The 10,337-nt window shown below is 53.8% G+C and carries 12 protein-coding genes; 2 read left to right on the top strand and 10 right to left on the bottom strand.

The genetic code is table 11. From position 1 onward, the window contains the following. Both MVG27_RS04825 and MVG27_RS04820 read left to right on the top strand, forming a co-directional pair. Positions 1-1,595: leucine--tRNA ligase (locus tag MVG27_RS04825; RefSeq protein WP_297556268.1), on the top strand; the 1,595-nt coding region annotated here is incomplete at its 5' end. Positions 1,596-1,712: 117 nt separating this feature from the next. Beyond that, positions 1,713-2,558, top strand: a complete 846-nt coding sequence (locus tag MVG27_RS04820) for a class I SAM-dependent methyltransferase (protein ID WP_297549891.1) — start codon at positions 1,713-1,715, stop codon at positions 2,556-2,558. Here MVG27_RS04820 and MVG27_RS04815 read toward each other — a convergent pair. The 10 genes from MVG27_RS04815 to MVG27_RS04770 all read right to left on the bottom strand — a co-directional run bounded on the left by MVG27_RS04815 (position 2,514) and on the right by MVG27_RS04770 (position 10,307). Next, a complete protein-coding gene (locus tag MVG27_RS04815; RefSeq protein WP_297549889.1) occupies positions 2,514-2,912 on the bottom strand; it encodes a metalloprotease family protein in 399 nt (132 codons plus the stop codon). The genes MVG27_RS04820 and MVG27_RS04815 overlap by 45 nt on opposite strands. Next, on the bottom strand, positions 2,873-3,091 hold the full coding sequence (locus tag MVG27_RS04810; RefSeq protein ID WP_297549887.1) for a hypothetical protein: 219 nt from the start codon (positions 3,089-3,091) through the stop codon (positions 2,873-2,875). The genes MVG27_RS04815 and MVG27_RS04810 overlap by 40 nt, the downstream gene beginning before the upstream one ends. Next, on the bottom strand, positions 3,091-4,122 hold the full coding sequence (locus tag MVG27_RS04805; protein ID WP_297549885.1) for a polyprenyl synthetase family protein: 1,032 nt from the start codon (positions 4,120-4,122) through the stop codon (positions 3,091-3,093). The genes MVG27_RS04810 and MVG27_RS04805 overlap by 1 nt, the downstream gene beginning before the upstream one ends. A gap of 76 nt (positions 4,123-4,198) precedes the next feature. Then, positions 4,199-5,542 (bottom strand): RNase J family beta-CASP ribonuclease, encoded by a 1,344-nt coding sequence (locus MVG27_RS04800; RefSeq protein ID WP_297549904.1) that lies wholly within the window; start codon positions 5,540-5,542, stop codon positions 4,199-4,201. A gap of 106 nt (positions 5,543-5,648) precedes the next feature. Continuing rightward, on the bottom strand, positions 5,649-6,767 hold the full coding sequence (gene fni / locus MVG27_RS04795; protein WP_297549883.1) for a type 2 isopentenyl-diphosphate Delta-isomerase: 1,119 nt from the start codon (positions 6,765-6,767) through the stop codon (positions 5,649-5,651). A 32-nt stretch (positions 6,768-6,799) separates the two neighbouring features. Beyond that, positions 6,800-7,123, bottom strand: a complete 324-nt coding sequence (locus tag MVG27_RS04790; RefSeq protein ID WP_297549881.1) for a hypothetical protein — start codon at positions 7,121-7,123, stop codon at positions 6,800-6,802. Then, positions 7,120-7,539 (bottom strand): hypothetical protein, encoded by a 420-nt coding sequence (locus tag MVG27_RS04785; RefSeq protein ID WP_297549878.1) that lies wholly within the window; start codon positions 7,537-7,539, stop codon positions 7,120-7,122. The genes MVG27_RS04790 and MVG27_RS04785 overlap by 4 nt, the downstream gene beginning before the upstream one ends. A gap of 39 nt (positions 7,540-7,578) precedes the next feature. Beyond that, positions 7,579-8,376 (bottom strand): isopentenyl phosphate kinase, encoded by a 798-nt coding sequence (locus MVG27_RS04780; protein ID WP_297549876.1) that lies wholly within the window; start codon positions 8,374-8,376, stop codon positions 7,579-7,581. Then, entirely contained in the window at positions 8,373-9,377 is a 1,005-nt protein-coding gene (locus MVG27_RS04775) for a mevalonate kinase (RefSeq protein ID WP_297549874.1), read from the bottom strand. Before MVG27_RS04775 ends, MVG27_RS04780 begins: the two co-directional genes overlap by 4 nt. A gap of 54 nt (positions 9,378-9,431) precedes the next feature. Continuing rightward, positions 9,432-10,307: an MEMO1 family protein gene (locus MVG27_RS04770; RefSeq protein ID WP_297549902.1), complete on the bottom strand. Its 876-nt coding sequence runs from the start codon at positions 10,305-10,307 to the stop codon at positions 9,432-9,434. Positions 10,308-10,337: the final 30 nt, after the last annotated feature.

Raw genomic sequence — 10,337 nt, 5'->3', positions numbered from 1 at the left:
CCGAGATAATGTACGAGTTCGCAGAGAAGCCAGTCATTTCGCGCTTTGGCAACCAGGCAGTCATCAAGATAATCCACGACCAGTGGTTCATCGACTACGGTAACCCCGAGTGGAAGGAGAAGGCGAGAGAGGCTTTAGCAAACATGACGATTTACCCGGAGAGCAGAAGGGCACAGTTCGAGGCCGTAATAGAGTGGCTAGACAAGAAGGCCTGCGCGAGGAAAGTTGGATTGGGAACGCCTCTGCCCTGGGACCCGGAGTGGGTAATCGAGAGCCTGAGCGACTCCACAATCTACATGGCCTACTATACTATAAGCAGACACATCAACCAGCTGAGGAAGGAGGGCAAACTCAACCCGGAGAAGCTCACGAGGGAGTTCTTCGACTATATCTTCCGCGAGGAATTTAACGAGAAGCGCGAGAAAGAGCTTGAGGAGAAGACCGGAATTCCGGCGGAGACAATCCATGAGATGAAGGAGGAGTTCGAGTACTGGTATCCCCTAGACTGGCGTTGCTCCGCCAAAGACCTCATACCGAACCACCTGACGTTCTTCATCTTCAACCACACCGCGATATTCAGGAAGGAGCACTGGCCGAGGGGAATAGCCGTCAACGGCTTCGGAACGCTGGAAGGACAGAAGATGAGCAAGAGCAAGGGCAACGTGCTGAACTTCATAGATGCAATCGAGGAGAACGGTGCCGATGTAGTCAGGCTCTACATAATGAGCCTTGCCGAGCACGACAGCGACTTCGACTGGCGCAGGAAAGAAGTAGGAAAGCTCCGCAGACAGGTAGAGAGGTTCTACGAGCTGATAAGCGAGTTCGCAAGCTATGAGGCCAAGGACGGCGTTGAGCTGAAGAACATAGATAAGTGGATGCTCCACAGGCTCAACAAGGCCATTGAAGGAGCAACGAAGGCCCTTGAGGAGTTCAGGACGAGGACGGCAGTTCAATGGGCCTTCTACACGGTTTTAAACGACCTCCGCTGGTACATGAGGAGAACTGAAGGCAGGGACGACGAGGCGAAGCGCTACGTATTGAGAAAGCTCGCTGAGGTCTGGGTCAGGCTCATGGCGCCGTTCACTCCACACATAAGCGAGGAACTGTGGGAGAAGCTCGGCGGAGAGGGCTTTGTGAGCTTGGCGAAATGGCCTGAACCCGTTGAGGAGTGGTGGAACGAGACGGTAGAGGCTGAGGAGCAGTTCGTCCAGTCCGTCATCGAGGACATCAAGGAGATAATAAGGGTCGCCAAGCTCGAAGATGCGAAGAAGGCCTACATCTACACTTCACCAGAGTGGAAGTGGAAGGTAGTTGAAGTTGTTGCAGAGAAGAGGGACTTCAAGTCAGCGATGGCCGAGCTGATGAAAGAGCAGGAGATGAGGAAGCACGGCAAGGAGGTAAGCAAGCTCATCCAGAGACTCATCAGGGAGAGGGCCTTTGAAGTGAAGCGCATAGACGAGGAGAAGGCTCTGAGAGAGGCAAAGGAATTCATTGAGAAGGAACTCGGCCTCGAGATAATCATCAACCCCGAAGAAGACAAGGGCGGAAAGAAGAGGCAGGCAATGCCACTGAAGCCAGCTGTTTATGTGGAGTGAATTTTATTCTTTCTCCTTTCAGAATTTTTAATTGCCATTAATTCAGCATCAACTTATAAAACCTTTTCTCCGAAAGCTCCTTAAAGAGAACGTTTTTAGCCTTTCTCGGTGTCGTCCATGTCTTTTGACGAGGAAACGTTCAAGAGAGAAGTTCTCTCCAAAATCCCGCTCCGAGATGAATCTCCACTTCCTCCAAACTGGTTGCATGTAGAAATGCTCGAACGCTTCCGCGTCCTTGAGTTCGCGCCAATCAAAGAGGGCATGAACGTTCTCGAAGTCGGTTGCGGAGCGCATGCCCTAACGACCGTTCCACTCGCCCACCTCGTTGGCGAAACCGGTCGCGTTGTGGCCGTTGATAAATCAAGGTGGCGCTTCTTCGAGGAGATAACTTCAGTCACAGGCGTTAAGCACAGGATAATCCCCCTGAAGCTCGACGCGAGGGAGCTTCCCTTCCCATTCAAAACCTTCGACTTGGCCGTTCTTGTTCACGGAGTTAGGAGCCTGAAAAATGAGGGGACAATGGTCAGGGTTATCTCCGAGATGCTCAGGGTCTCTGAGCGAGTCTTCATAGCCGAGAGCCTGCCGGTAGCGAACAACGAGAGGCAGGAGGCACATTTGGAGCTATACAACCTCCGCGAGGAAATCTTCGAGGCGCTGTTCGGCGAAAAGGACGACCTGCACTACCCGACGCTTGAAAAGCTCACGGAACTTGTCGAGAAAGCGGGAGGGAATGTAATAGAGAGCGGAACCTTTGAGCCTGCTTTACCCCACTATCTAGCTTACCTCCCGCGGGAATACGTGGAAGGTATAAAAGACAAAGATAAGCGCACCGAGCTTTTAAAAAGGTGGGATAGAGCCTACGAGAAGTGGAAGAGAGGAACCAAGCACCCGCCGGTTGGGTGGATTCTGGCGGAAAGTTCACCTCTCGACCACAACTTCCACACGGCCGAGGAGGAGAACTAACAGGAAAGCCAGCACTATGATGGCCTTTAGAAGTGACGAAACCCACAACGGGTAAGGTCTCGGTATTTCATCTTTTGAGCTGAGAACTGTTCCCTCGTCGAAGACCTTTGCATCTCCGGGCATCTTTAAGAGCACGAGCGCAGTAATGAAGTCGCCAGCCATTCCCGCCGTGTTGAAGATGTAAACGAGCGCCCAGAAGTTAGAACGGAAGGCCCAGGCAAGGGAGAGGGAACTGGCCGAGAGTGCCAGTGGAGATAGGGAAACGAGCATGTACCTCTTCGCAGGTAATGGAGTCTCTATTGCCACGTAGGGCGCTATAGCAACCTTGCCAATCGTCGTAACGCCGAAAGACATGGAGGCCCTCGTGGAGCGGAACCACCAAAAACCCACGGCAGGAGGAGGAAGTAGAGGGCATCGCCCGGGGAGCTCACGGAAACTTCAACCCATGGAACCGCCAGAGCCGAGACTATGAGAAGGAGGAGGGACAGGATAACGATATCGGAGGAATAATCGGAGAGCCTGAGCTCCCCCATCAAAATTCCCTCTCGACCAGAAACTCCGCCAGAAGCTCCAAATCTTTCCTGGCTTCGCTCTCGGGGAGGACTTTTAACGCTTCGTTCGCTTCCCTAACGAGGTTCCTGGCGTATTCTGCCGCGTAGTCAATGCTTCCGTACTTTTTGAGGAGTTCAATGGCCTTTGCAACCTCTTCCTTCACCTTCTCGTCGTGTATTAACGCGTCGCCCTTTGCATCGCCGGCGTATTTACCGAAAACCTTCAGGAACTCGGCCTTATCCTCATCACTGGCCTTGCTGAAGAAGTGACTAACTATCAGCGTCTTCTTACCCTTCCTTATGTCGCTTCCCACGGGTTTACCCAGCTTCTCCTCGTCGGCTATCAGGTCAAGGACATCGTCCCATATCTGGAAAGCTATTCCAACGTTCCTTCCCCACTTTGACAGGGCCCTAATGTACTCCTCGTTATCCGTCCCAACGATTGCCCCGATGGTTGCAGAGCCGTCAAAGAGGGCCCCAGTTTTACCGCTTATCATTCTGAGGTATTCATCAACAGTCACCGTGTTCCTTTTTTCGAACTCTATGTCCAGAGCCTGCCCCTCGCAGAGCTCGTTGGAGGTCTTTACCAGAACCTCAAGGATTCTGGCCTTTTTCTCCGGGCTTACCTCGGCCCTGGCTATCGCCTCAAAGGCCTTGCTGAAGAGCAAATCGCCCGCTAAAATGGCCATGTTAACGCCCCAGAGCTTGTGGACGGTCGGCCTTCCCCTTCTGAGCTCGTCCATGTCCATAATGTCGTCGTGGACGAGGGAGTAGTTGTGGATTAGCTCCACGGCGCTCGCAGGATAGAGTGCCTTCTCAGGGTCGCCGCCAACTGCCTCGGTGGCGCGCAGAACTACAAAGGGTCTTACCCTCTTCCCACCGGCGAGTGGATAATGCCTCGCGGCATCGTAGAGGCTCTTTGGTTCCTTCTCGGGAATGAGCTCGAAGATTTTCTCGTCAACGGCTCTGGCCATGATTTTAATCCTCTTGAACAGCTCATCGTACTTTCCCATGCTATCACCCCGTGAGCATGAAAGAGCTAATGGAAAAAGAGAGGAACCCTTTATCAGTCTTACGGCATACGGTGTTTCACGGAATCTCAACGACGTAGCCGTTCCTCGAAACGAAGACGTCCTTTCCAATCATGTAACCCTCTTCCTCAGCGAGCTCAGCGTAGTGGGTTAGCATTCTGAACTCGCCGTGGGCCGGGACGATGTTCTCCGGATTGAGCATTCTGACGAGGTAGCGGTGGTCTTCCCTGCTTGCATGTCCAGAAACGTGGAGGTCCTTAATCATTCTGACGCCCCTCATCTTCAGCTTTGTCTCGAGTTTGTACCTCTGGGCGTAGTTTAGGGGGTTGGGTATCGTCCCCGCGGAGAAGACGACGGTATCGTCCTTGCCGATGTCGTAGAGTTCACCGTCGGCCATCCTCGTTAAAACCGCTCCGGGCTCCCCCTGATGGCCAGTAACTATGAGGAGGTAGTTTTCCCTCGCCTGGGAAACCTCCTTCAGGACCTTCCTAACGGCGTTTGGGCTCCTAACGGCCCTAGCCCCCTTCATCTTTATGAGGCCGAGCTGTTTCGCTATGCCCGTGTACTTCGCCAGCGAGCGACCGACGAGGACGGCCTGCCTGCCCATCTTGTTGGCTATCCAGATGAGCTCCTGAAGGCGGAAGATGTGGCTCGCGAAGGTAGTGGCTATCAGTCCCTTCTCGTCCATGCCCTCGTAGAGAAAGAAGTCCTCGAGGAGCATCTGGGCAACGGCCTCACTCGGCGTTTTCGTCGGCTCGGCAACGCGGGTGGATTCAGCAATTAGAACCTTAACGCCCTCCTTACCGAGCTCCTTCAGCCTCTTGTAGTCCGGCCTCTCGCCGAGGGGGTTGTTGTTGTCGAACTTAAAATCTCCGGTATGGAGGACTATCCCATCAGGCGTGTGTATAGCAACCATTGAGGCCTGTGGAATTGAATGGGTTGAACGGATGAACTCTATTGCGATGTTCTCGCTCACCTGGACGATTTCCCCGAAGTTCGTTTCGTACATGGGGTTTTTCACTTCAAAATACTCCTCGCTCTTAACCTCTGCCTTTGCGAGCTTAATCGTGTAGGGCGTCCCATAGACAGGCGTGTCCGGGTAGTGGGGCGCGAGCTTGGCTATTGCCCCTATGTGGTCAAGGTGGCCGTGGGTGAGGGCTATCGCGACGACCTTCTTGTTCCTGCTTTTCCAAAGGATTCTGTCGTCGGGAATTGCCCCGAGCTTCTGGAGTTCTTTATCCGAAAACTTCTGAATGCTCGTGTCCTCGTGAATCATTACCCTGTCGAGCATTATGCCCATGTCTATTATCACGACTTCCTCCTTCCTGCCGTCGGAATAGCCAACGGCGGTCATGTTCTTGCCGACTTCCTCGTAACCACTGATTGTGTAGATTCGTATCATCTGCATCATCCTCCCGCCCCAGGCCCCTCTTGAGGCGTGGGGCTGCGTTGCTCTTTACTCTGTTCAGGGGTTTAAAAAGGTGTGCATTTTAGGAAAGAAAAGGAGCTCACCTATTCCTGAGATACGCAGATAAGTCAATCCTCTGCTCAAGCCACTCCCGGGTGAAGCCCGTAATCACGAGCGGGACCTTCCTGAGCTCCTCGACGTTCTTGGCACCTACCAGAAACATCGCGTTCCTTATCTCCTCGATGTACCTCCTGAGGATTTTTATGACGCCTTCAACGTCACCCTTCACGGCGGGCTTTAAGAGGGGCAACGCCACTCCGGCAAAGGTTGCACCCATTGCCAAGGCCTTGGCCATCGTTATTCCGTCGCGCATTCCACCTGTGGCTATGATGGGCAAATCCGTCGAGTAGCGAACTTCAGCAACGCTTATGGCCGTTTTAATCCCCCAGTCCCAGAAGCGCAGGGCCAAGTTTCTTCCGAGCTCGTCCTTCGCCCGGTAGTACTCCACGGCGCTCCAGCTCGTCCCGCCGAGTCCACCAACATCGATGGCATCAATCCCTATGCTCTCAAGCCTTATCGCGACTTCCTTGGAGACCCCGGCACCGGTTTCCTTCGCTATTATCGGATACGGGAACTCGGCCTTGAGCTCCGCCAACGCTTTGAGAACGCCCCGGTATTGAGTATCTCCCTCGGGCTGGACGCTCTCCTGGAGGGGGTTCATGTGTATCGCCAAAGCATCGGCCTGAATTGTTTCAACAGCTTTAAGGGCCTCCTCGATACCGTAGCGCTCCGGTATCGTTTCAGAGAACTGGGGGGCGCCAAGGTTGCCGACGAGGAAAACATCGGGGGCAACGTCCCTAACGTAGTAGCTCTCCCAGGTTTCCGGCTTCCTTATCATCGCCCTCTGACTTCCAACGCCCATCGGTATGTTGAGCTCCTGCGCGGCTTTGGCAAGGGTCTTGTTTATCCTTCCGGCCAGCTGGGAACCCTTAGTTCCCCCCGTCATGCCGGCTATGAAGATTGGATAATCGAAGCGCCTGCCCAGAAACTCGACGCTCAGGTCTATTTCGTCCTTGTCTATCTCGGGCAGACTCATGTGAACGAAGTGCACATCTTCAAAGCCATTGCTCACATGAGCCTGAACGTTCCTCTTGAGGCAGTGTTCTATGTGCTCGAACTTTCTGATGATAGTGAGTTCCTCCCTGTCAAAGGCCTCCATTCACACCACCGGAAAAGAGAAGGCGTGAAGAGTTAAGAGGTTTTGGGTGGACAGACCGTGACGTTCACACGTTTGACAACCAGCCAGCCCCTGGGCTCTTCAATCCAGTCGCCAAGGTAGTGGGCGTTTACGGCCGAGCTCAGGAATCTCACCATCCCGGAGGAGCCGATTGTAAAGTTGAACTCAGACCGGAAGTTAGAAAACTCGGGGAATCCCTCGCCGAGGCTTACCGACAGGGGGAGCACGAGGTCGTGGTATTCCCCTCTCCCGGTGCTGTGGAAGTAGATAACGTCCACCGTGAAGTTGTTGCAGGTATAGTATGTGCTAAAGCGAAGCTCAATCCTTCCGGATGTCACCGCCGAGGGGAAGTCGAAGGGGACGTCGAAGATTCTATAATCGTTGCGTTTCTGCTCCCGTTCGAGACGATGAGCCGATAGGGGTGGTAGATAGCTGTGAAATTGACTTTCCTTCCGTTTAAAACCACCGAGACGTTGGAGACATCCCCAATGACCGACCACACGCCGTCTCCCTTCTCCACCCAGCCGGGGTAGACGAGAATCACGGCATCCCTTCCCCTGGAGAGAGACCTTACGATTTTACAGCCCTCAAGGGTCCACTCAACGGTGAGCGTGTTGTTTTCGGCCCTTACGCTCAGGTTAAGGTCGCTTGGATGTGCATCGAGAGCGCTGAGGTAACCGCTGGAAGATGCCTTCAGGAGGCCCAAGAGGGCTACCATGAGGAGAAGGACGAGTGCGATTGTCTTACGTAGCATGGTTATCAGGATTACGAACAAAAATAAAAAGTTTTCGAATCAGGGAACAATCCTCGTGCCGAAGCCGTCCCCCTTGATGGCCCCGCTCAGCCTTCCCGGAATCAAGCCGTTGACAAACCAGACCTCTGAAAAGCGGGCTATCTCCTTTGCTTCCCTAAGCTTGTTGATTATCCCCCCCGTGACGTCACCGTCTGGGCCAGAAAGTTTCTTGAGGCGCTCTATGAGGCCGTCGATTTCCCCGGAGGGAATCTCGAAGAGCAGTGTTCCCTCGCCGGGCTTTCCCTCGTAGATGCCGTCAACGCTCATCAGGAAAACGACCTTCCTCGGCCTGAAGAGCTTTGTGAGGTAGGTAACTATCTGGTCGCCGGAGAGTATGTCAACGCCCCGGGCCAAATCAACGGCAACGTCTCCAAAGAGAACCGGGATAAAGCCCGTTTCAATCAGCTTTCTAACCGGCTCAACGTCACCGTAGGCAACCCTGTTGGAGTCCATGAGGAAAACGGAGGAGCTTGAGACTGAAACGGCAGGCAAACCCTCCCCAATGAACGCCTCCACTATTTTCATGCTCGCCCTGAGCATCGCATGGTGAGTGAGTGAGAACCCCTTTTTGCGCCAAAAGAGGGACTCGCCCGAAAGGCCGAGGAGGCCATCCCTAATCCCGTATTTCTTTGCCTCCGGATGCCCGAAGCTTCCCCCGCCGTGAACGACGATGAACTCTTCATCGGGGTAGAACTCCCCGATTTCCCGCGCTATCGAGCGGACGACTTTCTCCCTGAAGTTCTCGGCTTTTCCTTTCTTGTCGCTGAAAACGCTCCCGCCGAGCTTAACTATTATCACGGTATCACCTCCTCTATGCGAAGCCCTTCCCTGCTTATCTCCGTTACCATCGGCGTTCCGCCGGCTATTGTTATGGCCGTTGCCACTTCGCTCTGCTTCTCTGGAGCTAACGCGTACATACATCCACCGCCACCGGCACCGGTTATTTTTGCTCCCAGGGCTCCGGCGGTTCTAGCCGCATAAACGAGTTCGCTCAGCTTTTTCGTGGAAACGCCGAGGGCATCTAAAAGGCCGTGGTTTATGTTCATGAGTTTTCCAAGGGTCTTGAAGCGCGTTTCATCGTCCAAATCCGAGAGGATAACTTCTCTAGCTTTCTCCACTACCTTGCCCATCGAGACCAGTATCGGCTCAACAATCTCGGGCATCTCCTCGTATGTCCTCCTGACCATCGCAACCAGCTCTTTGGTCGAGCCACTTGAGCCCGTGTAACCCACGACTATCGGCAGTTCCATAAAGGGTAGGTGCTCGAACTTGCCCTTCTCATAGTGAATGAAGCCTCCGATTGCCGAAACCGTCGGGTCTATACCGCTTGAAGCTCCCTGGACGAGGAGTTCAACCTTATGGCCGAGCTTTCCAATCTCCTCGTTGGTGAGTTCCAGACCAAGGAGCTTTGAAACCGCGCCTATTGTGGCAACCGCAACTGCCGCCGATGAGCCGAGACCCGCCCCAACCGGTATCTGGGAGGTTATCGAGACCGTTATGCCCCTCCCGTTTTTGTCCGCTTCTTCCTTCACGAGTTCTATCGCCTGTCTGACGTAGCTGAGAACCTCAGCTGCTTTTCCGTAGTCGCTCTCAAAGTAAATCTCGCTCTCGGAGAAGGACACTATTAAACCTGGAGTCTTTATGTCGTGGGCCTCTATCTTTATTCTGCCAGAATCGTTGAACTCCGCACGCACATAGGTTCTCAAGTTTATCGCGGCAGCGATGGCAGGCTTTCCGTAAACCACGCTATGTTCGCCGAAGAGGATAATTTTAGCCGGGGCTGAAGCTAGAACCCTCATCTTCGACCCTCCCAAAATGCAAAAGAGGGAAAAGTTTTATCTGACTTTTGGTTTTCACTTCCTCATCACTATACTCGCGTAGCCAACTACCGCGTCCGTCGAGCGGCTGACCTCATAGCTCGTCGTGTAGTGCAAAAGTTCAGCCTCAACCGCTCCAGCGAGGCGCGAGTAGACTATCGCCGTTCCAACGCCACCGGGCCCGCACATCGTGTGCCTCATCTCACGAAGTTCTCTAAACAGGCCGTCAACGTCGAATTCAAGGATTCTCCTGATTAGCCTGAAGTCCCACTCCTTGATTCTATGCGGGAGCTCATCGGCCCTAGCCCTAAACGGCACGTAGCCATAAACCGGGCCGTAGTGCATGAAGTCCGTGCTGGCTATGACAACAACGTCCCTGCCGAGTTCCTCACTGGCTTCGAAGATTGCCTTTCCAAGCGCCCTCGCGACGTCTTCGTCCTGAATGCCGAGGGTTATCGGGACGATTTTAACGTCCTTTCCGGCTTTCTCAGCGAGATACTGGATGAAAGGAACCTGCACCTCTATGGAATGCTCGTATTTGTGGGCCAGCTCGTCCAAATCAGCAATTCCCGATAGCCTCGCTATGGCCTTTGCCATCTCAGCATCGACCTCTATGCTCCCCAGAGGAGTGAGCCACTCGCCTTCAGGATAGACCGCTATGGGCGAGCCCAGGCCGGTATGGTTCGGCCCGAGGATTACGAAGGTCTCGGGCAGGCCGTCCTCAAATATCGCCTTGTATGTCCTGCTGGCAGTGTAGCCCGAGAATACGTAACCAGCGTGGGGCGCAACTCCGGCTGTGATTTTCCTCTCGCTTCCTTCCTCACCCAGGTCGCTGAAAAACTCCTCCAGCATCTCTATGAGCGTATCGTCAGCCGGATAGAAGCTTCCGGCAACCGCTGGATACCTAATCATCTCCCTCACCTCCACCCTTTAATAGTTGTG

The sequence above is a fragment of the Thermococcus sp. genome (assembly GCF_027011145.1).
GTDB lineage: Archaea > Methanobacteriota_B > Thermococci > Thermococcales > Thermococcaceae > Thermococcus.
The sequence above is the reverse complement of the archived record's forward strand: the minus strand, read 5'-3'. Positions and strand labels throughout refer to the sequence as shown.

Bases quoted from the DNA above. Each gene is read 5' to 3' on its own strand.
- MVG27_RS04820 (WP_297549891.1), top strand. From the start codon at position 1,713: ATGTCTTTTGACGAGGAAACGTTCAAGAGAGAAGTTCTCTCCAAAATC.
- MVG27_RS04815 (WP_297549889.1), bottom strand. From the start codon at position 2,912: ATGTCTTTCGGCGTTACGACGATTGGCAAGGTTGCTATAGCGCCCTAC.
- MVG27_RS04810 (WP_297549887.1), bottom strand. From the start codon at position 3,091: ATGGGGGAGCTCAGGCTCTCCGATTATTCCTCCGATATCGTTATCCTG.
- MVG27_RS04805 (WP_297549885.1), bottom strand. From the start codon at position 4,122: ATGGGAAAGTACGATGAGCTGTTCAAGAGGATTAAAATCATGGCCAGA.
- MVG27_RS04800 (WP_297549904.1), bottom strand. From the start codon at position 5,542: ATGATACGAATCTACACAATCAGTGGTTACGAGGAAGTCGGCAAGAAC.
- fni (WP_297549883.1), bottom strand. From the start codon at position 6,767: ATGGAGGCCTTTGACAGGGAGGAACTCACTATCATCAGAAAGTTCGAG.
- MVG27_RS04785 (WP_297549878.1), bottom strand. From the start codon at position 7,539: ATGCTACGTAAGACAATCGCACTCGTCCTTCTCCTCATGGTAGCCCTC.
- MVG27_RS04775 (WP_297549874.1), bottom strand. From the start codon at position 9,377: ATGAGGGTTCTAGCTTCAGCCCCGGCTAAAATTATCCTCTTCGGCGAA.
- MVG27_RS04770 (WP_297549902.1), bottom strand. From the start codon at position 10,307: ATGATTAGGTATCCAGCGGTTGCCGGAAGCTTCTATCCGGCTGACGAT.